Raw genomic sequence first — 22267 nt, 5'->3', positions numbered from 1 at the left:
TTATTGTAAAAATGAACCCCTTTTCAATCAATGGTAAATAAAAAGACGCATTCTGCACATTTTTGCTTATCGATATTCCACCAGATCAGGTTAGCTGTTATGATATGGAGGGAAAACAGAAACTTAACCATTATGAAATTCTGCTTATATTTGCTTTTCCAGGAAAGGAGAATTGCTTTGACCCCTTCTTCTTTGACACACGGCTCCTACGGCTACCGGTTTTCCGATCCGGACCTGCAGCAGCTTGCCCAGATCTGGTCCCTCGGCTGGGACGAACAGACGACCACGCTGTATGACTGGGACGGAAAGAACCGGCGCGACCGCGGGAAGTATATTTTCCAGTACACGACCGCAGGAAAAGGAGCCATCGATATTGAAGGAACGACCTATGAGCTGACGCCGGGACAGGCGTTCATCGTTAACATCCCCGGGGACTACCGGTATTATCTCCCCGATCACAGTGATAAATGGGAATTCATGTTTTTGACGCTGTATGGAAATGTGGTGGAGTCCTATTGGAACCAGATTCAGGAGAATGTCGGAGCGATCCTCCATATGCCTCCGGATGCGCCGCCCGTCTCCTACGTCCACCAGCTGCTCGAATCAGCGGCCAATAAAGAGATCGCCAATGCCCATCAGGCTTCCGGCTACGCTTATCAATTCACGATGGAGCTGTTTCATTACTGCTCCACCTTGGAAAAAGGACTCGTCCAGTGGCCGGATGCCATCATCGCCGCAAGCATGTATGCCAAAAACCACTACACCGAGGAAATCAGCCCGGATGATATGGCGGAAGCCTCCGGCATGTCGCGCTATCATTTTACGAGGCAGTTCAAAGCCGCCACCGGTCAGACGCCGATTCAGTACTTAACGTCGATCAGGATCAACAAAGCGAAGGAACTGCTGGCGAATACGAAATACTCGGCTGAGGAAATCGCCGTCCTTGCCGGCTATAAAAACGCCAATTATTTTACGAAGGTTTTTAAAAAGCAGGCCGGCCTCACTCCCGGCAGATTCCGCGAATCTCACAAACATTTGTAACAGTAGAATCAGACATAAGAAAGGACGGCCCCGGTCAGGGCAGTCCTTTCAACGCTTCCAGCAGCTCTATGTTGAACCAGCGCCTCCAGAAGCCCCTTTCCGCGGACGAACGTCCAAGCCTCCTCGGAGAGAACGCCCTGCGGGGTCTCGGCCGCCCGTTTTTCCGCAGGAGCGGAATGGTCGCAACACCTTTCGGATCCAAAAAAGGATGTCTCGCCCAGGGTAGGATGAATTTTTTATATGATGGTAAGTGGACAGCGCCAGCACCTATACCCAAACGATTTTGGGCCCTCTGTCATGAGCCACACTGCTTGTTATCCTGCGAAAGACAGGTTTCAAGAGATCATATTCTTCTCCGGTATTATGCAAACGTATGAAAAAGGGAAGGTTTCCTGTAGAACAGGAAACCTTCCCTTTTTCATATGAACCTTTCGTGAGGTCACGAGAAGCGTTCGGTGGTGACGCCTGCGGGAACAGCACGAGCCGAAGATCCACTTGGACAGGTGGTTTCCCTGTCCAAGTTAGCTGAGGCCGGGCCCGCGGCAAGCATCCACCGATAAGCGGAGCGTGACCGCATGCGACTTGCAGACATTGGGCTCTCCACAGGAGCCGCCCTGTTTTCAGCGTTTTGGTACTTCAATGGTGACCGAACGTTTATCGTAGTTGATGGTCATGCTCTTGCCATCGTCCACGAAGTTCTCGAGGACGTCCTTAGCCAGCTGGAGCGCAAATTCTGTCCGCTCCAGCTTTTCGTCATCCACTGGATCGCCACCGGACTCTGCTCGTTGAAGCTCCTGCGCTTCTTCATGGAACGCATCCAGGTTCTCGTACACTTTATGATAAAAAGACTCAATCGGCTGACTGGCTTTTCCCATTCTTTTTCCCGCCTTTCACTCCTTTTGACAATACTCTCATTATATCAAAAAGAAGGCGGGAACATCAGTCAGGATAAGATGCCGATTGGGGAGAGCAGCAGGTAGATGACGACCATCGCAGCTGTGGCGGCCAGGCCGACAGGATAGACGAGCTTCCACGGCGTCATATCCACTTTCGCTTTTTCTTCCAGTACAAAGTCGGTATCCCTCGGACGAAGCTTCCCGATCAGAAGCATCAATCCAGTACAAAGGACAAACAGGATGCCGAGAATGTGCAGGAAGTGAAGGCCTGTATCCCAGACCAGCTGGGTCGTTGCGTAGATGGAAATAAAGACGAACAATGATATTTTCGCTGCAATGGACGGCACCCGTTTCGTTAAATACCCGACAATGAGAATGGTGAAGATTGGTACGTTATAAAACCCATTAACGATCTGCAGGTATTGGAAAAATCCCTGCGGCACTTTATCGATAAGCGGAGCGATACACATCGCAAATACAGCAAGAATGATACCGACAGATTTCCCTTTTCTTACGACTACCTTATCCGGAGCATCCGGGTTGAAATACGGCTTGTAAATGTTCAAGGCAATCAAGGTAACCGAAGAGTTCAGGGCTGAGTTGAAGGAGGATAAAATCGCTCCGAACAAGACTGCCGCAAAGAAGCCCACAAGTGGTGCCGGAAGCACTTCCGCGACGAGGCGGGGGTAGGCGTCGGTCGGTTCAAGACCCGGACCGAACATATTGAAGGCGATGATTCCCGGTACGATCAGGAATACAGGACCGAGCAGCTTCAGAAATGCAGCAATTAAAACACCCTTCTGGCCCTCTTTTAAGTTTTTGGCAGCAATCGCCCGCTGCATGATGTGCTGGGCTGTCCCCCAATAGAACAGGTTCACAAGCAGCATCCCTGTAAACATCGTTCCAAATGGTACCGGGCTGTCCGGTCCGCCGACAGAATTCAATTTTTCCGGAGAATCCTGCACAATTGTCTGGATCCCATTTGTCATCGATCCATCCCCAAGAGCGAAAAGACCTAAAATCGGAATCATCAAACCACCGATCAACAGACCGACGCCGTTGATCGTGTCGGATACGGCGACCGCTTTCAATCCTCCGAAAACTGCGTAGATCGAACCGACAGTACCAATTGCAAAGACGGTGATCCATATTCCGACCGTACGGCTTACACCGAGTGCGCCCGGAATATCAAACAAACCGTTGATCGCTACAGCTCCGGAATAAAGAATAGGAGGCAGCAGGTTGAATACATACCCGAATAAGAAAAGAATCGTCACAATCTGTTTTGTATTAAAATCATAACGATCCTCCAGAAAATCGGGAATCGTCGTGATGCCGCCTTTCATATAGCGAGGCAGCAGGAAGAAAGCTACAATAACCAATGAAATGGCCGATCCAACTTCCCAGCCCATGACGGCAAGGGTATCCGAGTAGCCCTGCGCGTTCAGGCCGACCAGCTGCTCGGTTGATAGGTTCGTGAGCATCAGGGAACCAGCAATGACCCAGGCGCTCAAGTTACGCCCGCCAAGGAAATAGCCGTCCTGTGTATCGAGTTTTTCCTTTCTAGTAAACCACCAGGCTACGAGAGCAACGAAACCTGTAAAAAATAAGAATGATACGACTGTAAATGCATTCATAGATGCCTCTCCTTTGTGTAAGCGGAACCAAATGTATGTATGCGCTTTTTTATGTAACTTCTATATTAGCGGTCTTTCTGAAAGCGTTTCAATGGTAAAAATTCTGCCGTTTTCTGTCTTTTTTTGCTTACAATAGGAGAATCTTTATGACAGATTAGAGACGGGAGAAGCCTTGACCTTCCTGCCTCTTCACCATGAATTTCCAAAAATCATCATAATTCTGCACTTTTTTGCTGTTTTATCTATTACACAAAAAAGAGTCCGATGAATGGTCGGAGTCTCAACAAATTATAAAACCTTCTGCTTTCCAGCCCCCCTCCAGAAGTTCCGACCATTCTTTTATCTGTTGGATAAGGGGAGAAGGATTCAGGACATGGACAGCACCCGAGCAGACAACCGATTATGAGTTGTACGTCTTTTGGTTTCGTCATACAGATTGATAAAGAGAAGGCACATGCTTTTTTCTATGATTTGGACATAAAAAAGGAAGATCTTCTGATAAACAGAAAATCTTCCTTTTATAGAGCATCATCAGGGAAGGTCACGAGGAGCGTTCGGTGGTGACGCCTGCGGGAACAGCACGAGCCGAAGATCCACTTGGACAGGTGGTTTTCCTGCCCAAGTTAGCTGAGGCCGTGCCCGCGGCAAGCATCCACCGATAAGCGGAACGTGACCAGAGACCACATGCTAGCTCCCATTCTTTCCTGACATTCCAGGATTGTAATGATTCGCAGGCTTCTCATCTTTTTAAAAACTGCTGCCTGTTTCCATCTTAAACTTCCATGTGTAGGAGCCGTTTGCGGGAATGTAGGATGCCCGGCCGATTTTGTCCGCTACATACACATCATCATAGACACCAGTACACGGTTCAAGGGCGATGTTATGCTCGCCTCTATAGCCCCCGCGGGTTTTCCATACGCCAAGGTATGGAACTTTTTCTTCAGGGAAATGGTAAGTCAATTTCCTTCCAAGGTCCGGTTGTACAAGGGCGCACCAGCCTTCACTGAGAGGCTTTGTGAAATAAAACTTTTCAGCCGTGCCGTCCTCCAACGGCTCGAGCTTAGCCAGGTCGATCCGCTCCCCCGTAGAAACGGATGAGGTTTCCGGATAGGTGTGCGTTGTGCCCCAACCACCTAAGTGGGTGGAGGAAGCTTCTACACTCATCACTTCCTTCATCGCTTCTGGTACTTGGATTTCCGTCTGGTCGTTATAGTTGAGCAGCGCATGTGGTGTCCATATAAAAGGAAATGGAACCGATCCCTTATTGACTGCCTTGTAGGTGATTTCCACATCGTTCTTCCCGAGCTTGACCCGTTTCATCAACCGATACGGAAACCGATCACTCTCCACCGTCAATTCCATTCCATCGCAGGTGGCCTTCCATGTCCAAGGCATGGCCCATACTTCCCCGTGATCGGGAATTTCGTCCATCGTTACAGGATGAGGGCCCTGATCGATACCGGGGAACATTTCATCAAACCCACTGGAATCATACGCCGAAAAATCCGCCCCGTACGGCGGTATCCGGAGGGACTCTTCCCGTGCCTGATACAGCCACTCATATTGAATGGTCTTGTCATAAAAACTGACCATCTTTCCTCCGTAGTCAGGAAGGATGACAGAGCGTACATACTCATTCTCCAGTACAACTGCTTTCAGTCCTTTAAATGTCGTCTTTTGACAGGTCGATACATCGATCATGATTCATCCTCCTCCATCACTGTCTCCTGGTTTTCCAAGCGTTCATTTCTGGCCCACCTTCAATGGTAACGCTTCCAATTATCTATTATGTATAAGGTAGCATATCCATGGATATCGTGGAAGAGGTTTTTCTAAATTTGGAAAAAACAGAAAAATAAAAGAGACTTTTCTAAGTCTCTGTCTGCTTATGGGTTGGAAAGCTGTAAGATCATGCCTTCCAGCACGTGTATATTACGGGCGTTAAAGCGGATGCCTTTATAATCGAATACAAGGATCTGCCCGTCTTTGACTCCCAGTAGTTCTTCATAATCCTTATCGTCCTTGATCTTCCTGTAACTGATGGAAGCTGGTATATTTTTTCTCGCCAGAAACACTTTCATCCCCGTCAGCTGAGCCTCCAGCTTTTCTGTAGGACGTTCCTGTTCATAAAAGTAAACGATATGAAGTTCATGTTCCATCGTGGATGTCAGTTCCTGAATGGCCCGCTGCGAAGATCCTGCGCCGCAGCCGGCTACGATTAGGAAAACAAAGAAGGTTCCCAGCCACTTTCTCACGTTTCCATTCCTCCATTATAAAGCTTATACCACTATATGCAGGACCATGGAAAATATCCCCCGTTTCTACGGCCGACATTCAAATTTTCACAGAAACCCTTCATCAGCCTTCCATGCGTATAATTTTGCAAATTTGCATATGAAAAACTATGAACATTGAAACCCCTTACATATCCGTCATTAAACGGCTATACTCATAACATAAGATGATCATCCCAATCACAACGTACAATCTTGCATGAATTTCCTAGAAAAACAAAGGAGGGCCCCTCCATGGTTTTAGATAAAAGGCGTGCACACCTGATATCTATTTTGAATCAGTCGACAACTCCTGTCCCTGTTCAAGAGCTCGCTTTCCAAATGAATGTCTCTCCACGCACCGTGTACTATGATGTCGAACAGATCAACGACTGGCTGGCCGGCCAGCAGCTGGAACGGCTCGAGACCAGACACGGAGAGGGACTCTGCTTGCCTGAATCATCCAGACATCACCTGGAAGGGGCTTCCCTTCATTTTGACGGCTGGCATTACCAGCTTTCAATAAAAGAACGCACCCTGTTGATTAAAGCAAACATTCTTTTACAGCCCCATGCATCGATGAATACCTTTATGGATCTCACCCATATGAGCAGAGGAACGGTCGCCAAAGCAATTGCATCACTCAAACAGGAATTTGACCAGACGGGGTTGAGACTCCATTACCAAAAAGGAGCAGGCTACCAGGTGGAGGGACCGGAGGGTGTCCAGAGGCTGATGCTCTTGAACCTGGTCGTTGATGCCTATTCCCATCCTGAGTGGGTGACGGTTCAAAACAACATCCAACACATGGCCCTGCCCTCTTTCCTTCCGTCCGGAGAAAGCAGCCGGATCATCAAACGGCTCCTGTTTGATGTTGAGGAACAGCTCGGGGCCACATTTACCGACGAAATGGCCGATCTGCTGGCCCTTCAGATGCTGATGATGGTCAAACGGATCGACATGAACCAATTCGTCCACGTACAGCCGGAAGAAAAGGAAGTTTTGAAACAGACCGACGCCTATCGTTCCGCTTCCGTTCTTACAAAGGAACTGGAAAACGTATGGCCTCTGGTTTTTCCGGAAGATGAAATCTGCTTTATGACGATGAACCTGCTTAGTTCCAAAGTGCAGCACGACGACATCAGCCGGTATTCAGAAAGGGAAAGTGAAGGACTGCGACGGGTGATCCACCAGATGATCGAAGATTTTCAGATTTATTCATTTGTCGTCTTCGATGACAGAAAAGGGCTGGAAGAGAACCTGCTGTCCCATATCAAACCCGCCTATTACCGGATTAAATATGGAGTCAAAGTCACCAACGAGCTGTCTCAAAACATTCAGGAAACCTATGCCGACCTTTATCATCTGACCCAACGCGTCATGAAGCACCTGGAGCTGTTCATCGGCAGGCCGGTGCCTGAGGAGGAAACGGCTTATATCACCCTTCATTTCGGGGGATGGTTGAACAAAGAAAAAAAAGCCGTCGAAACGAAGTACAGAGGCATCATCGTCTGTGAAAACGGCATCGGTACATCCAACATGCTTCGTTCCCAGCTGGAAGAGTTGATTGCCGGACTTCGGATCACTGCCATTCTTTCCAAACGGGAGTATCAGAAAAACAAGCATGACACCGATGTCGTATTCTCCACCAATTATGTGAAGTCGGACGAGGTACCGGTGATCCACGTCCCGGCCATCTTGAACAATTTTGAAAAAGAACGGGTCATCCAAATCATGAATCAACAATTGGAAACAGAACCCGCAGACAGAAGCCTGCCGGCCGCATTGATGGAAACGATTCAAAAGTATGCGACCGTCCACCAGCAGGAACGGCTTCAAAAAGAGATGACTATGATGTTGGACCGCCTTCATACCGATAGAAAGGAGCTGAGAAAGCCAATGCTTAACGAGTTATTGACGAAGGATACGATTCAGCTTCAAGAACAGGCTCCGGATTGGGAAGAAGCGATCCGCACGGCTGCCCAGCCGTTAATCGACAAATCTTCCATCCATCCTGAATACGTTGAAGCTATGATTACAAATGTCAAAGAGCTGGGACCTTACATCGTGATCGCCCCAAGGATCGCCATCCCTCACGCCCGTCCGGAAAGTGGCGTGGAGCAGCTCGGGATGAGTCTCCTAAAACTGAATGAACCGGTCGCTTTTTCTGAAAAGGAAAAGCATCGAGCGCAATTGATCATTATTCTGGCAGCCATTGATAATCAAACCCATTTAAAAGCGCTTGCCCAGCTGACGGAACTGCTTTCTGACGAAGAGGCCGTCGATCGAATGATTGAAGCGTCATCTCATGACGAAATTCTTCACCTGATCAACCAAACGATAGAAGTGTAAAATTACGAGGAGGTATTCAAATGAAAAAAGTATTAGTTGTATGTGGAAATGGACTTGGAAGCAGTATGATTGTTGAAATGAATGTGAAATCAGCCCTTCAGGACATGGGGAAGGAAGCAGAAGTCTCCCACACCGATTTGACGACGGCCAAAACCGAGCAGGCCGACCTCTTCCTCGGATCTGAGGATATTGTAGAAAGTCTGGAAGATGGGCAGAAGAACGTCGTAAAACTGCAGAACCTGATGGACAAGAACGAGTTGAGAAGCGCGTTGGAACAAAACCTGTAACCTAACCCATTCCATCAAACAAAGGAGCGACTTATATGGTTGATTTGATCATGAAAGATATTTTGGGAACCCCTGCCATCCTCGTTGGATTATTCGCTCTTATCGGGCTCCTTGTACAAAAGAAAAATTCCGGAGATGTCGTCTCCGGTACGCTGAAGACCGTGATGGGATTTGTCATCCTGGGAGCCGGGGCGAATGTGCTCGTCCAGTCTCTCGGGAACTTCAGCAGCATGTTTGATGAAGCCTTTGCTGTCGAAGGGGTCATCCCCAACAACGAAGCGATCGTTGCACTGGCGCAGGAAAGCTTCGGTACAGAAACGGCTATGATTATGCTGTTCGGGATGGTCGTCAACATTATCCTGGCCCGCATCAGCCCTTTTAAATATATCTTCTTAACCGGGCACCACACCATGTTCATGGCCTGTCTCATCTCTGTCATTCTGACGACCGGGGGCTTTTCCGGTGCAGGCATGATCCTTCTCGGTTCCATCATCCTTGGAGCTATCATGGTGTTATTCCCGGCCATGCTTCAGCCCTATACGAGAAAAGTCACGGGGTCTGATGATTTTGCTGTCGGACACTTCGGTTCCGTCGGCTACCTTGTTGCCGCTTCAATCGGAAAAGTGGTTGGCAAAGACTCCAGGTCCACCGAAGAAATCAAAGTCCCCAAATCCCTCAGTTTCCTAAGAGATACTTCTGTGTCTGTCTCACTGACGATGGTTATTCTCTTTTTCGTCGTCGCTGGAGCCGCGGGGCCCGGCTTTGTAGAATCTGAGTTAAGCGGAGGTCAGAACTTCCTGGTGTTTTCCTTCATGCAGGGACTGACTTTTGCTGCCGGTGTCTACATCATTCTTGCTGGTGTGCGTATGCTGCTTGGAGAAATTGTGCCGGCGTTCAAAGGGATTGCGGATAAGATCGTACCAAACGCCAAACCGGCGCTCGACTGTCCTGCTATTTTCCCGTTTGCAGGAAATGCGGTCATCATCGGATTTCTCTTCAGCTTTGCCGCCGGGTTGATCAGTATGCTGTTCCTTCCCCTTCTCGGGTTGAAAGTCATCGTTCCCGGTCTCGTCCCCCACTTCTTTACAGGAGCAGCCGCCGGCGTGTTCGGGAATGCGACCGGTGGACGCAAAGGTGCGATCTTCGGTTCGATGGCCAACGGTGTCATGATCAGCTTCCTTCCTGCGCTGCTTCTCCCTGTTCTCGGAACCTTAGGCTTCCAGGGAACAACATTTGGTGACGGGGACTTCGGAGTTGTCGGGATCGTCCTCGGCAACTTGATCAACCTTGTAGAATCCAATGTGGTTGTTGTCGGCATCATCCTGGCGCTGCTGGCTCTACCGTTTGCACTGGCCGCAAAAAAACGCGGCAGTGAAAAACAGAAAGATACAAGCGCCGCATAAACGAAGTGCCCAAACCTTCCATTCCGGAGGTTTGGGCACTTTTTTTAAACTGAATTTCGTTTTCGGTTCAAACAATCTTCCATTCGTCGGCTTCCCGAGCTTCCAACCCGTCCCAGAACAATTCAAATATCGCAAGAAGCGTTGCTTCGTAATCAGGGAAATTTGCATTCACATGCTTTAAGGAAGCCCCTTCCATCAGACAGTAGAACGAATGAGCCAGGGTCAGGGACAAATGGTGCGTCTCAATTTCCCCGGCAGCTTTTCCAGCCTCGAACATCTCTTCGAAATAGGCGAGTAGAAAGTTTCTGGATGCTGATATCTTTTCGCTTACCACCTGTTCCAGTGACCTTGGCGGAGAAATCTGAGCCATCTGCCAGAACGCAATCAATGCGGGTTCTTTGACGGCTGTCTGGATCGACATAATAAAGCTGTCCCTCAACTTTTTTTCGCTGGACGCCGATTTCATCCGCTGTTTTTTCTGCATCCAGTATTCTTTGTGAAACACTACTAAATGGTCGAGTACAGCTATGTACAGATCTTCCTTGTTTTTGAAATAACTATAAATCCCCGCTTTTGTAATCTGTGTCTCGCGGGCAATCAATGACATCGAAGCCCCGTCATATCCATAGGAAGCAAAGTACTGCAGGGCATTTTCAAGAATGGTTTGTTTCGTATTCATTTTGTTTCCCTTTCAGAGGATGAGCGGTTGTCATCCACATGTATTTAGAAAATAAAGGAAGGTAACTAAACGTTCGGTAACTACTGTCCGCGCGTAACTAAAGTCAAATGCCCATTTCTCTCTCTGGCATTCTTTTCTCCATATTCACGTCCGGCCTTCAGGATTTTCTGTTCGTTCAGGTAACGGCGGAATTCCTCTTTGGAACACGGTCCATCCATTGCTTTCTCAACAAGATCCAGCCATTTGTGATCTAAGTTCTCTCTCATCTGTCTGCCTCCTCCATCGAATGATCCCTTTTATATTATTTACCATAATTCTACATAGATTTTATATAGGTGTAAAGACCTATTTAGCGCATCGGACGCTCTTCGCAAAGGAATATCATGGTAATATGAGAGGGAAGATTACTGTATTTTATTCGACGCAATGCGACTAAACGAACGTTCACATTTTTTTGTACAATGGGGAGTTGATGTTCCATGGTATCCGATTTTTTTGTCAATATCTGCATCCTGACCGCTTTGTTTTTCTCCTATCTTCAATTAAGATGGCACACCCTTGAAAAACATCTGCCACTAAAGGTGATCTGCCTGATTGATGGAGTCGCGGCCGGTATAATGGGAAACTTAATGATGTATTATTCCATTCAGGTGACTGATTTGACGATTGTGGACCTGCGGCATGTTCCCGTCCTTATGATTCTGTTAATCAGCGGTGTCCGGCCGGCCGTTATCGGCACTATCCTCATTATTGCCGGACGTTTCCTTCATGGCTTCAACCTTTCATCGTTGGCGGCCATTATTTTCATGATCGTGACCCTTGCCGGCATCATCGTGATTGATCGAATGAGAAAAAGTCATCAGCCCCGCTATATTTCAGGCTTTTACATGATTTTTTATTCCAACCTCGTCTTTTCCATTGTGCTTTCTGTGGTCGTAAGGGATTGGAGTCTTCTTGAAACTCTGCTCCCTGTATACTGGGTGATCAGCTGTCTTGGCGGTGTGGGGATCATTTATCTCATTCAATACCTCGACCGGTCCCACTCTCTTTTTAAGAGCTATGAGCAAAAAGCTTCCATCGACCATCTGACAGGATTGAACAATGTGAGGCAGTTCGATTTCCACTGGAACCAGCAGCTTGAGGAGAGCGAAAAGAAAAAGAAGGAGTTGTCCCTTCTTATCATTGATGTGGACCACTTCAAGGATGTGAATGATACGTATGGTCATCCGGCTGGAGATCAGGTACTCAAGCAGCTCGGACGTCTTCTTCAGGAACATACAAGAAACTCAGATATCGTTTCCAGGAACGGTGGGGAAGAGTTTTCTGTCATTCTTCCGGACTGCTCCAATTCCTGTGCCTGTGCCATTGCCGAACGGATCCGGAGCGAAGTGATGGCCCATACCTTCTGGATCAATGCCACATCGCATATTCCGATAACGGTTTCCATCGGGGCGAGCACGTATCCATCTACAACGGAAGACAGGCAGGAGATCATTGATTTGACCGATCAGTCGTTATATCAGGCGAAACAGCTGGGGCGGAATCGTGTTGTCTCTTTCACCGCCGGTGGATTCGTTCAGGCTGATCACCGGACTTACTTGATGTAAATTCACAAAATGCTTTGTCTTTCACACCCTGCCAGGCTGTAAAAAACGTTCCATTAGAGTTATCTGTATGTTGTGTGAGTGGTCACGTTCCGCTTATCGGTGGATGCTTGCCGCAGGCGTCACCACCGAACGCTCCTCGTGACTTCACCGAATGATGATCTAAAAAATAGGCGTTTTCTTAAAGCTCATATATCTAGAACAACAAGCTTTATATCTTATAAGAGAATTCAGTACCATTCGTATGCAGGTACTGACTATGGCATTAACCTTCTCTTGAAAGGAGCTCAGATCGTTCCACACCTGCGGAAAGCAGATGGTCCAGGCCCCACAAGGTAGTTTACCCGTGGACACTCGGAGGTTCGTCCACCCAAAGAAAAGGGGCTATTCTCCTGGAGGCACCATAAAAAAGCTCTGCCTTTTCGGCAGAGCTTTTTTATTTATAAGAACAGTAACCCGAGTGAAATTATGATACCGCTTACAAAAAGGACGATGAGACAGAAGCCCATAATATCCTTCGCCTTCAAGCCTGCAATCGCAAGTGCCGGCAGGGCCCAGAAGGGTTGAATCATATTGGTCCATGCGTCTCCCCAGGCGACTGCCATGGCTGTTTTTGGTATCGATACTCCGAGGTGCTGGGCGGCATCCAGCATAATGGGTGCCTGCACTGCCCACTGTCCTCCACCGGACGGAACGAAAAAGTTCACGATCCCTGCACTTAAAAAGGCAAAGAAGGGAAACGTAAAGGGGGTGGAGATGGACACAAACGCTTCTGACATAAGCGCTGCCAATCCGGATGCGACCATCATCCCCATAATTCCTGCATAAAACGGAAATTGGATGATAATGCCTCCCGCCCCTTTCACCGCATCGCTCACAGCGTCCAAAAAATGCCTGGGCGTGCCGTGGAAAAGGATCCCCATAAATAAGAAAGCAAAGTTGACGATGTTCAGATTCAATTGAAAACCGGTCGTAACAAAATAGTACACGAGAAATCCAACGCCAAGTCCTCCGATGATCATGGAAAGAATCCGGCTGTTTTCCATGCGGACGGCCGGTGTCAGGGCGTCCGCCTCCAGCCCGGCTGCCTCCTGATGACGAGGCTGCTCAAGCAGGGAACGGTCGATGACAAACCTTTCTTCCTCTGCTGGTGACATCCTCCTGTTCAAAAGTGGTACAGCGATGAATAACGCGGCTGTTATCGCAAGGTTGAATCCGGCAAATATCGTCTCTGAAGCGGGGATGATCCCGATGGAATCTGCTGTGAAATGATCAGGTGTGGCGATCGTCAGTGGTATAGAACCGGCCAGTCCCCCATGCCAGACAAGGAACCCAGAGTAAGCGCTTGCAATTAAAAGCCGGTAATCCACCCGCTCCACTCTTTTGGCAAGCTCTCTTGCGAATAAGGCTCCGATGACAAGTCCGAACCCCCAGTTGATCCAGCTGGCTGCCAGGGAAACAACCGTCACAATGACAACAGCCTGGCCCGGTGTGCGGGCTGTAGATGCCAGTCGTCCGAGCGCACTTTTAAACACCGGACTGCTCGCCAGAACAAAGCCGGTGACAAGTACGAGCACCATCTGCATGGAGAACGATAAAAGGTTCCAAAACCCTTCCCCCCAGTACTGCACCATCTGGACAGGCGTGCTTGGTGTAAATATCAACCCTAACCCGAAGACCACCATCGTTAATAGAATGACGAAAAGAAAGGGATCGGGCAGGTAACGCTGCATGAGTGTGTTGGATACATGAATGGCTCGTTTTAACATCAAATCCTCCTTTGGTTGGTAGATAAAGACCCACGGTACCATTTCGTTATGCGACACCATTTTCCTTCTCTACAAATGAATTTCCCATTTCCACGAATGATCAGAATGACTTTTCTCCCAAGACAAAATGCAGGATTATTTTTACAAGGTTCTACAAAAATCGTATAATAGAAGTAGTTTGAATGAAAGAGGTGGGGGTATGGAAGAGCGCAGACGTTCCAAGAAGAAAAAGCGCAGAAAGAAAAAACGCTGGAGAATCCTCCTGGCTGCACTGGCACTGATCCTTGTCGCAGGAGGAGTTTATGCATATATGATCCTGCAGGATGTCCGCACAACAGTGAATGAAGATTTACACGAAAGTGTGGCTTCCATTGATAATGACGAAACGAAAGCGAAAGTAGACAATAAAGACCCGATCAATATCCTTCTGCTGGGCGTCGACGAACGCGAAAATGACGTCGGTCGTTCCGATACGATGATTGTGATGACGCTTGATCCGAACAATGACCAGATGCAGATGGTCAGCATTCCCCGTGATACACGGGCGGAAATCGCCAATGACGGCCGCGTGACGAGAATCAACCATGCCTACGCCTATGGCGGAAGTGACATGGCGGTCAATACGGTGGAAAATTTCCTTGATATCGACCTGGACTATTATATTCGTGTGAACATGGAAGGCCTGTCCCAGGTTGTGGATGCTGTCAACGGTGTAACGGTTCAGAACGATATGACCTTTACGTCCGGCAATTACACCTTTGAAGAAGGCGAGCTTGAGCTTGATGGACAGGAAGCCCTGTCCTATGTCCGGATGCGGAAAGACGATCCAAATGGAGACCTCGGCCGTAACGAGCGGCAGCGCGAGGTTATTACTGGTATTATTGATAAAGGAGCAAGCCTTGATGCGGTGAATAAGGTGGGAAATGTGATGGATGTGCTTGGAGATAATGTGAGTACGAACATGCAGTTCTCTGATATGAGGCGTCTGGCGACGAACTACAGCAGCGCCCGTAAAAATACGTCCACCTACCAAATGTCCGGAGATGGACAGATGGTGAACGGCATGTACCTGATTTTCATGTCTGATGCTGAAATTCAGAAAACCCATGATATGATTGTGAACTTCGGTTCCTGATCAACCATAAAGAAAGCCCCGTCTTTACGAAGACGGGGCTTTCTTTATGTTAAAACAAGATGGATGTCACCTGATTCGGCTTCAAGGATAGAGAGACTCTTCCTTGTTGGTGCAGCAACGTTTCCTGAGGCACCTCGTTCAATTTCGCCTCCTGGATGTTCTCCGAATGGGAGGAAAGGTGAAATTCTGCTTCCTGCTCCTCTTCTTTCGGATTGAAAAAGCGCAGCAGCAGACGTTCCTCATCTTCTGCTTTTTTGAGCGTACTTAGAACGGCTCCTTCATTTCCTTCCTTCAGCAGTGAATGCGATCCCGGGGTCACGAGGCCGGATTCATTCAGTTTCATTGCATTGTAAGGAATTCTATTATAAATCTCCACAGGGGTTGTATACTCTTTCGCGATTCTCCCTGCCCCGGCATCTGAGAGTGATCCTTCATGAAGCACCAGTGCAAAGTCAAGTTCCAGACGGCCGATCATCTGGGAGTCCGGTGTCGGAAGTTTTATTCCTGATGGACGTCCCGGACGCCTCACCAGCTCTTCTTTTCCTAATACGCCGACACTCCTGAACAGCGTGACTGCGATCGTATCAAAGGAATCTCCGATGATTTCATATTCACGAACGCTGTTCGTAAGCAGCGTGACCCCGCGTTTGTCGTCTGATAAACCGACATAGGACAGCATCGGATAAATGGAATCCGGGCGTTCATCCCAGTCTTCCTCTTCCCAATAATCCATCGCGCTGTCGACGACATCGCGTTTGATCATGCCGAATTGATTATCCGACCATGAGAAAGCGGAGGCAATCTGTGTTGGAATGAGGGCGCGCAGACGGTGATCCCCGGCCTGGTTGTTAATGTCTGCTTTCACCTCAATGACCGGCTTATGCTTCGCAATGTGTAAGTGCCATTGAACAGATACGAAGCTGTCGATTTTCCCAGCTTTCCGGCTTTCCAAGTTGGCGGGTACAGGTAATTGCAACGCGATATCCAGCCTGGCACTGTAATCATTTTCATACACTTGAACGTCTGCTTCCATCGAACGACTATAGATCAACGTCTCATTCTCAAGCGGGGAATAGTCATATTCATCCCCATCATCACCGCCGTTTTCCAGAAGCAGGACATCTTGGATTTCCACGTTGTTCCTTTTGTCGTAAATGGTGAGTGTACCATTGCTGTTCACTTGAATCCGGTAGTGATCGGTCTCGATTTCCCGTTTATCTGATTGATGCGGGCCGGCAGCAGCAAGCGCTCCTTCTTCCGGTTTGATTTCATACGTCTTATACCCCATGGAAGGGAGGGTGTCCTTCCATTGAATGGTATATTCATAAAACGGATCATAGTTGCCATAGTGGACAATCTGACGGTCAATGAGACCTGGATCAAGAATGTTTTTCTCCAGGACTTCAAAAGGAACTCCCCGGCCGTCATGGCCCTCCATGACGAAGGATTCCAGCTTCGTCACGACTTTATCTGTAATGACTTCCCCGCGCTCATAAGGGAGGAAGTTGAAGGCGGAAACGACATCATGCTCCGCTTGGACCGCATCCGTAATTTTACGCTTATAAAATTCGATCAGCTGATCCGTTTTTTCCTCAGCCAGAAACAGGCGGTTGAGGATTTCCCTGTGCACCTTATCAGAGCAGCAGCATCCGATACTGTCATGGGCATGGTTTTTCATCATTTCCTTCCAGATCAATTCAATCAGTCCGTGATGGTATTCGAAGCCGAGCGAATAGGCCATGGACGCCAGCGGCTCCAACACGTTGGTCAGCTTATTTTCCACGCGTGTATTCGCTGCTTTGATATCATTTCTTGTGGAGTAGATGCTGCGGTGTACACGCATATATTTTCCATCAAGAAACTCTCCGGATAACAACGGCAGGTCGTCGTTCTTCTCCAGTTCCTCAAATACATTTTCATAGCGGCTTAAGAAAAATTCCCGGTCAGGGTAAAGCCGCTGCAGCTTTTCAATGATCGTGTGAATGTTTTCCTGAATCGGCATCTGGTCATGTCCATTGGGAAGGATGATGTGATCGGTCGTAGCCCCGCGGTCGAGTACACGGAAATACTTATCCATCCGCTTCTGGAGCGCTTCTTCATCCTCCGGCAGGTACTTCCCGATGGCATAGCCGAGTGGGAAGAGCTGGACGAGGACGCTGGATCCGTCCTCACTTTCCCAGTGGAATTCTGTTTTATCCGTGCCGTGACGCTCCGATGTACCGCGCCAGAAAATCGAATATTGGATGTCAAAGCCGTTGAAAATCTGAGGCATCTGAGCCGACTGACCGAACGAATCCGGCAGGTAGCCGATTTTCATCGGCGCCCCGAAGGCTTCTGAATCCTTATGGCCATACAACAAGTTGCGGACGATGGATTCAGCTCCGACCACCATTTCATCGGTCTGCGTATACCACGGTCCGATGATCAGCTTCCCTTCCTGGACGAGCTTTCGGACCCGCTCTTTATTTTCCGGCTTTACAGCAAAGTAATCTTCCAAAATGGATGTCTGTCCATCGAGCACATAATAGGGATAGTCGGGATCGTTCTCAAGCTTATCCATAATTTCTTCCATGTTGTTCACTAAGAGGATACGGGACTCCTCTGTTGTAAAATACCATTCTCTGTCCCAGTGCATATGCGGTACAATGTGGGCCTGCTTCATTTCGATATCCTCCTTATTCATTCGTACTTCTCTATCAGGCGGCAGCAGCCGCTTCTTTCGTTATTTTCCTTTTTCTTGTTGCGATCAATAGAACCATAGAAATCAATGCGCCGAGCAGAGCCGCGCCGAACCAGAGACTTGCAGCGAGCAGAATCGGCTGTCCCTGAAGGAGAGCGAGGGAGAAGATGCCGGCGCCCGGTACATTCAATCCAAGGTCAAAGTAGGCGACAATGGCTCCCGTCACCGCAGAACCGGCTACCAGGGAAGGAATGACACGAAGCGGATCATTGATCATAAATGGAATCGCTCCCTCCGTAATGCCGGCAAGGCCGAGCAGCCACGTCTGTTTTCCAATTTCCTGTTCCTGAAGGGAGAAATATTTCTTCCCGAGAATCGTAGCTCCAGTGACAGCAAAAGCGGACACCATTTTAACCGAAGCAAAGGCTGCATAAGGAATAAAGTTACCGCTCGCCATCGCTCCGATACAGAACGTATAGGCGGCTTTATTGACAGGTCCTCCCAGATCGAAGGAAACCATAGCGCCAAGGATCGCTCCAAGAATCAGGGCGTTGGCTCCCGATAAGCTTCCAAGCCAGTTGATCAGACCGTTATTGATCCAGGCCAGTGGTTCTCCGATGACGAACAGCATAATCGATCCAACCACAAGCGTACCAAGGACGGGATAGACCCAGAAGCTGATGAACCCGGCAAATGTACCTTTGGGCTTGATTTTGTTTTTCAAGAATTTCAGGAAGAATCCGGCTAGGAAACCACCGAGCATCCCGCCGAGAAACCCGGAGCCGATCAAGTTGGCAGCTACACCAGCAGCAAAACCAGGTCCAAGCGCCGGTTTATCTGCAATCGAGTAGGCCATATAGGCGGCCAGAATCGGCACCATCAGCTGACCGAGAAGGCCACCGCCGAGCTGACGGAGCATCCAGAGCCATGAACCTTCCGTATCATAGAGCGTCTGCAGATCGAAAGCCTGCGAGATTAACACAGCCGCAGCGAGCGTCATCCCACCGGCAACGATGATCGGAATGATGTAGGAAATCCCGGTAAGGATGGAATCCTTGATTTCTGCTTTAAACCCTTTTCCATCCTGTTCTTCTTCCGTATCATCAGCCGCAGCCGCTTCGGAAACCTGTTCATCCTTCACATAACCGGCTGCTTTTGCTTCCGCCTTTTCCAATATTCCGCGGGCATCCCGGAGTGGCGCTGCTACCGACGTTTTCACTTTCGGCAGGTGAGCAAAGCGCTCTTCATCTTTGACAGCAACGTCATTAGCAAAAATGACCGCATCCGCTTTTCTTAAGTTCTGTTTCGTGTGACGGTCTTCAATACCGTTGGCTCCCTGTTTTTCTACGAGAACTCTATAACCCATCTCTTTTCCTGCCTTCGTCAACGCTTCCGCTGCCATATACGTATGGGCAATTCCGGCTGGACAGGCGGTGACGGCTAGAATGAGACGAGTTTCCGCTGATTGTTCTGCGTTCTCCTCTGATTCCTCTGCTTCCTCTTCTACCGCATCAAGCCGTTCAAATAGCTCTTCGCTTGAAGAAGCGTTCAAAAGCCCTTGTTTATACGCGTCGTCTGATAAACGGGTGACAAATTCAGATAATAAAGATAAGTGCGTGGATCCTGCTTCCTGATCCGGGATTGCTAACAGGATAATGAGTTCGACCTGATTGGAAGGGTCGATGCTCTCCCAGTCCGTCAGTGGTTTTTCAACCGTCGCTACAGCGAAAGCCGCTTCCTTCACGGCCGTCGATTTCCCGTGCGGGATTGCGAGGCCTCCTTCAAACCCAGTCGGGGACAGCTCTTCTCTGTCTTGAACCGCTTTCAAAAATTCGTCCTTGGAATGAAGCTTTCCCTCCTCATCCAGCTGTTTGACTAAATACTCAATGGCTTCCTGCTTCGAAGCAAGATGTATTTTCGTACTTATCAAATGGGGTGAGGTCAATTTTCTTAGTTCCATTCTGTTCCACCTCCGCTTTGTAAGTGTTTTCATCACTTGGCTTTATCTTAGCAAAAAAAAAATAAGAAGATGGATTCTTCTTATTTTTACACATCTTTTTCTTATTAAAGCGTTTTCTTGTGTATGCGGAAACAACTTCAGTAAGATTTCCAAAAATACTGGGATAATGTTTCTAAAACAACCATGACCGGCGTCCGTCCCGTTATATTGTAGCCGTTTTTCGTTTTTTTCGGTGCATAACAATAGAGATTGATGGCCGCCATCGCCTGCAGCGGGTTCTTCGTAAAATGAGTCAAGGATATAATAGGAATCTTCTTTTCCACGGCTTTTTCGGCCGCCTCCAGGACAAGCGGCGTTTCTCCGGAAAGGCTGATTAAGAAAAGGACGCTCTGCTGATTGGCCTGGTCGAGACTGTGGAGGATTTCGTGCCGGTGAATGTGATGGCTCGTCGGCTTGCCGACCACCCGGAGGTTTCTGGCCATCATTTCGCAGAGGTCCGAAGAATCTCCAAGCCCGAAAAGAAGCACCTGTTTGGACTCCGCAAGCTGACGAGCCGCTTCCATCATCCGGTCCTGATCAAGGATTTCAAAGGTTTTCTGGATTAAAGAATAGGAATCGTCATCCGGGACTTCATACGGTTCTTCGAGTTCTACTTTCAGACTGTTCTTCATATGAGAGAATCCGTCGTAGCCGAGTTTTTTCGAAAGCCTTGTAATGGTATTGGGGACAGTATAGGCCTGTGAAGCAAGCAGTTGGATGGATCCGCCGGTCACATCTTCTTTATATTGAAGGATGTAGTCAATGATCTGGTCATCGGTATCATTCAGCTTATATTCATATTTATGAACACGTTCTTCAAATCTCATGTCAGTTCACCTCATTTTGTTGCATCTATTATAGCAGACATAAACCGTGTTTTTTTAATCATTCTATCGGAGGGATCCCCCATGAATATTTTAGTAGCCTTGGATTCTTTTAAAGGTAGCTTATCCTCAAGGGAAGCGAACGCAGCGGTCCAGAAAGGACTGATCAACGCATCCGATTCATTCAGCGTTGATACCATCCCTGTAGCAGATGGAGGTGAAGGCACTATGGATGCATTTGTATCTGCTCTAGGAGGAAAAGTCGTTTATAAAAACGTCTGCGGTCCTCTCAGACGTCCGGTCAAAGCAGCCTATGGAATCATCCGCCAGGACACCACCGCTGTCATTGAGGTAGCGGAAGCGTGCGGACTTCCGCTTGTCAACGAAGAAGAAAGAAATGCCTTATCCGCTACCTCCTACGGCGTCGGAGAGCTCATGGTCGAAGCTCTTGAAAAGGGCTGCCGGGAAATGATCGTCGGGCTTGGAGGAAGCGCAGTGACAGACGGAGGCACCGGGATGCTCCGGGCCCTCGGTTTTCAATTTCTGGACGCGGATGGCCGGAGTATCGGTGATGGGGGCCGTCATTTATCACGACTGGCTCACATCGATACGACTCATGTCCATCCCCGGCTGAAGGATGTTGTCATTCACACGATGTGCGATGTCTCCAATCCACTTTATGGACCGAACGGGGCCGCTCACATTTTTGCTCCGCAGAAAGGGGCATCCCCTGAGGAAGTCTCTCTCCTTGATGAAGGACTGAAGCATTTCGCTGACATTGTACAAAAACAGCTGGGGCTGGATCTTCAGGACACCGCAGGAAGTGGTGCGGCGGGTGGACTTGGAGCCGCCTTCTCAGGATTTCTCCAGTCTTCCCTGCAGTCTGGTGTCCAGTTCATTCTCGATGAGATAAAGATGGATGAGCGCATAGCCGGAGCCGATCTCATCATTACCGGAGAAGGAAAACTTGATGCCCAGAGTTCAATGGGAAAAGCTCCATCCGGCATAGCGGAACGTGCTAAACAGCAGGGCAGAGCCGTCATCGCTCTTGCCGGGGACATTACAGGTGTTGAAAAAGGACATCATGGTGCAGGAATCGATGCCTGCTTTTCGATCATGAGAGGACCTTCCTCCTTACAGGACGCTTTGAATCCGGACACAGCCCGGGACAATCTGGCGGAGACAGCTGAACAGATCGGCCGGCTCCTGACCGTTAAAACAGGTGTATGAACTTGAGGGGGCGGATAGAAAAAGAGGAATGGATCTTCATCCATTCCTCTTTTCCATTTCCTGATACGATTCCCTGTGGGAAAGGACCTTCTCCATGTTCTCCCTTCCCCACTCCCGCATCATGACGACGATCGGCTTCAAGGAGAAACCAAACTCCGTCAAGGAATATTCTACTTTCGGAGGAACAACTGGATACACTTCTCTGTGCACAATCCCGTCTGCCTCCAGCTCTCTCAGCTGCAGCGTCAGCATCCGCTGGGTAATGCCGCTGTTCAGCCTTTTGAGCTCATTGAACCGCTTCGTTCCATCCAGCAGATGAAAAATGATGACACTTTTCCATTTCCCGCCGATGACGTGGACCGTTCCTTCTACGGGACAGGAATATTGGTTCAAGAAAGGTTTCCCAACCGTCTGATCTTTTTTTTCTGCACTCATAGAGGGCCTCCCCTGTTCTATAG

At 48.6% G+C, this 22267-nt stretch carries 18 protein-coding genes; 7 read left to right on the top strand and 11 right to left on the bottom strand.

Annotation, left to right across the window (positions count from 1 at the left end; genetic code table 11):
* Positions 1 to 177 precede the first annotated feature (177 nt).
* Positions 178 to 1041, top strand: coding sequence for a helix-turn-helix domain-containing protein (locus ACXADP_RS04175; RefSeq protein ID WP_474969688.1), 864 nt, complete (start codon positions 178 to 180; stop codon positions 1039 to 1041).
* A gap of 620 nt (positions 1042 to 1661) precedes the next feature.
* On the opposite strand, the gene ACXADP_RS04170 is transcribed toward ACXADP_RS04175, so the two are convergent.
* From ACXADP_RS04170 to ACXADP_RS04155, 4 genes are all read right to left on the bottom strand, one after another.
* Positions 1662 to 1916 (bottom strand): hypothetical protein, encoded by a 255-nt coding sequence (locus ACXADP_RS04170; RefSeq protein WP_474969689.1) that lies wholly within the window; start codon positions 1914 to 1916, stop codon positions 1662 to 1664.
* 68 nt (positions 1917 to 1984) lie between these two features.
* A complete protein-coding gene (locus tag ACXADP_RS04165; RefSeq protein ID WP_474970881.1) occupies positions 1985 to 3574 on the bottom strand; it encodes a solute:sodium symporter family transporter in 1590 nt (529 codons plus the stop codon).
* Between the two features lie 747 nt (positions 3575 to 4321).
* Positions 4322 to 5275, bottom strand: a complete 954-nt coding sequence (locus ACXADP_RS04160; RefSeq protein ID WP_474969691.1) for an aldose epimerase family protein — start codon at positions 5273 to 5275, stop codon at positions 4322 to 4324.
* A 185-nt stretch (positions 5276 to 5460) separates the two neighbouring features.
* Positions 5461 to 5829 (bottom strand): hypothetical protein, encoded by a 369-nt coding sequence (locus ACXADP_RS04155; RefSeq protein WP_474969692.1) that lies wholly within the window; start codon positions 5827 to 5829, stop codon positions 5461 to 5463.
* A 273-nt stretch (positions 5830 to 6102) separates the two neighbouring features.
* Here ACXADP_RS04155 and ACXADP_RS04150 point away from each other — a divergent pair, with 273 nt between their 5' ends.
* From ACXADP_RS04150 to ACXADP_RS04140, 3 genes are read left to right on the top strand one after another with little or no spacing between them, the layout of a single operon-like run.
* Entirely contained in the window at positions 6103 to 8199 is a 2097-nt protein-coding gene (locus ACXADP_RS04150; protein ID WP_474970880.1) for a BglG family transcription antiterminator, read from the top strand.
* A gap of 20 nt (positions 8200 to 8219) precedes the next feature.
* Entirely contained in the window at positions 8220 to 8486 is a 267-nt protein-coding gene (locus ACXADP_RS04145; RefSeq protein ID WP_474969694.1) for a PTS sugar transporter subunit IIB, read from the top strand.
* A 35-nt stretch (positions 8487 to 8521) separates the two neighbouring features.
* On the top strand, positions 8522 to 9889 hold the full coding sequence (locus ACXADP_RS04140) for a PTS ascorbate transporter subunit IIC (RefSeq protein WP_474969695.1): 1368 nt from the start codon (positions 8522 to 8524) through the stop codon (positions 9887 to 9889).
* A gap of 67 nt (positions 9890 to 9956) precedes the next feature.
* Here ACXADP_RS04140 and ACXADP_RS04135 read toward each other — a convergent pair whose 3' ends face one another.
* The gene (locus ACXADP_RS04135; protein WP_474970879.1) at positions 9957 to 10568 is read right to left on the bottom strand and encodes a TetR/AcrR family transcriptional regulator; all 612 of its coding nucleotides are present in this window, start codon (positions 10566 to 10568) and stop codon (positions 9957 to 9959) included.
* Between the two features lie 80 nt (positions 10569 to 10648).
* A complete protein-coding gene (locus ACXADP_RS04130; RefSeq protein WP_474970878.1) occupies positions 10649 to 10834 on the bottom strand; it encodes a hypothetical protein in 186 nt (61 codons plus the stop codon).
* A gap of 213 nt (positions 10835 to 11047) precedes the next feature.
* Here ACXADP_RS04130 and ACXADP_RS04125 point away from each other — a divergent pair, with 213 nt between their 5' ends.
* A complete protein-coding gene (locus ACXADP_RS04125) occupies positions 11048 to 12175 on the top strand; it encodes a GGDEF domain-containing protein (RefSeq protein ID WP_474970877.1) in 1128 nt (375 codons plus the stop codon).
* A gap of 437 nt (positions 12176 to 12612) precedes the next feature.
* Here ACXADP_RS04125 and ACXADP_RS04120 read toward each other — a convergent pair whose 3' ends face one another.
* Entirely contained in the window at positions 12613 to 13941 is a 1329-nt protein-coding gene (locus ACXADP_RS04120; protein WP_474970876.1) for a short-chain fatty acid transporter, read from the bottom strand.
* Positions 13942 to 14140: 199 nt separating this feature from the next.
* Here ACXADP_RS04120 and ACXADP_RS04115 point away from each other — a divergent pair, with 199 nt between their 5' ends.
* A complete protein-coding gene (locus ACXADP_RS04115; RefSeq protein ID WP_474969700.1) occupies positions 14141 to 15076 on the top strand; it encodes an LCP family glycopolymer transferase in 936 nt (311 codons plus the stop codon).
* Between the two features lie 49 nt (positions 15077 to 15125).
* On the opposite strand, the gene mngB is transcribed toward ACXADP_RS04115, so the two are convergent.
* From mngB to ACXADP_RS04100, 3 genes are all read right to left on the bottom strand, one after another.
* A complete protein-coding gene (mngB, locus tag ACXADP_RS04110) occupies positions 15126 to 17738 on the bottom strand; it encodes a mannosylglycerate hydrolase (protein ID WP_474970875.1) in 2613 nt (870 codons plus the stop codon).
* Positions 17739 to 17772: 34 nt separating this feature from the next.
* Complete coding sequence (gene mngA / locus ACXADP_RS04105) at positions 17773 to 19716, bottom strand: PTS 2-O-a-mannosyl-D-glycerate transporter subunit IIABC (protein ID WP_474970874.1); 1944 nt, start codon at positions 19714 to 19716, stop codon at positions 17773 to 17775.
* Positions 19717 to 19853: 137 nt separating this feature from the next.
* A complete protein-coding gene (locus ACXADP_RS04100) occupies positions 19854 to 20582 on the bottom strand; it encodes a MurR/RpiR family transcriptional regulator (protein ID WP_474969703.1) in 729 nt (242 codons plus the stop codon).
* 81 nt (positions 20583 to 20663) lie between these two features.
* Between ACXADP_RS04100 and ACXADP_RS04095 the strand changes: the two genes are divergently transcribed.
* Positions 20664 to 21809 carry a glycerate kinase family protein gene (locus tag ACXADP_RS04095; RefSeq protein ID WP_474970873.1) on the top strand — a complete coding sequence of 382 codons (1146 nt, stop codon included), beginning with the start codon at positions 20664 to 20666 and terminating at the stop codon, positions 21807 to 21809.
* Between the two features lie 36 nt (positions 21810 to 21845).
* Here the strand turns inward: ACXADP_RS04095 and ACXADP_RS04090 are convergent, their stop codons facing one another.
* Entirely contained in the window at positions 21846 to 22244 is a 399-nt protein-coding gene (locus tag ACXADP_RS04090; RefSeq protein WP_474970872.1) for a winged helix-turn-helix transcriptional regulator, read from the bottom strand.
* Between the last annotated feature and the right edge of the window lie 23 nt (positions 22245 to 22267).

The sequence above is a fragment of the Halobacillus sp. AWH4_228 genome, from assembly GCF_056158365.1.
This window is presented reverse-complemented; position numbering and strand designations above follow the sequence as displayed.

Coding starts and splice junctions, on each gene's coding strand:
- ACXADP_RS04170 (WP_474969689.1), bottom strand. CDS start 1,916: ATGGGAAAAGCCAGTCAGCCGATTGAGTCTTTTTATCATAAAGTGTAC.
- ACXADP_RS04165 (WP_474970881.1), bottom strand. CDS start 3,574: ATGAATGCATTTACAGTCGTATCATTCTTATTTTTTACAGGTTTCGTT.
- ACXADP_RS04160 (WP_474969691.1), bottom strand. CDS start 5,275: ATGATCGATGTATCGACCTGTCAAAAGACGACATTTAAAGGACTGAAA.
- ACXADP_RS04150 (WP_474970880.1), top strand. CDS start 6,103: ATGGTTTTAGATAAAAGGCGTGCACACCTGATATCTATTTTGAATCAG.
- ACXADP_RS04145 (WP_474969694.1), top strand. CDS start 8,220: ATGAAAAAAGTATTAGTTGTATGTGGAAATGGACTTGGAAGCAGTATG.
- ACXADP_RS04140 (WP_474969695.1), top strand. CDS start 8,522: ATGGTTGATTTGATCATGAAAGATATTTTGGGAACCCCTGCCATCCTC.
- ACXADP_RS04135 (WP_474970879.1), bottom strand. CDS start 10,568: ATGAATACGAAACAAACCATTCTTGAAAATGCCCTGCAGTACTTTGCT.
- ACXADP_RS04130 (WP_474970878.1), bottom strand. CDS start 10,834: ATGAGAGAGAACTTAGATCACAAATGGCTGGATCTTGTTGAGAAAGCA.
- ACXADP_RS04125 (WP_474970877.1), top strand. CDS start 11,048: ATGGTATCCGATTTTTTTGTCAATATCTGCATCCTGACCGCTTTGTTT.
- ACXADP_RS04120 (WP_474970876.1), bottom strand. CDS start 13,941: ATGTTAAAACGAGCCATTCATGTATCCAACACACTCATGCAGCGTTAC.
- ACXADP_RS04115 (WP_474969700.1), top strand. CDS start 14,141: ATGGAAGAGCGCAGACGTTCCAAGAAGAAAAAGCGCAGAAAGAAAAAA.
- mngB (WP_474970875.1), bottom strand. CDS start 17,738: ATGAAGCAGGCCCACATTGTACCGCATATGCACTGGGACAGAGAATGG.
- mngA (WP_474970874.1), bottom strand. CDS start 19,716: ATGGAACTAAGAAAATTGACCTCACCCCATTTGATAAGTACGAAAATA.
- ACXADP_RS04100 (WP_474969703.1), bottom strand. CDS start 20,582: ATGAGATTTGAAGAACGTGTTCATAAATATGAATATAAGCTGAATGAT.
- ACXADP_RS04095 (WP_474970873.1), top strand. CDS start 20,664: ATGAATATTTTAGTAGCCTTGGATTCTTTTAAAGGTAGCTTATCCTCA.
- ACXADP_RS04090 (WP_474970872.1), bottom strand. CDS start 22,244: ATGAGTGCAGAAAAAAAAGATCAGACGGTTGGGAAACCTTTCTTGAAC.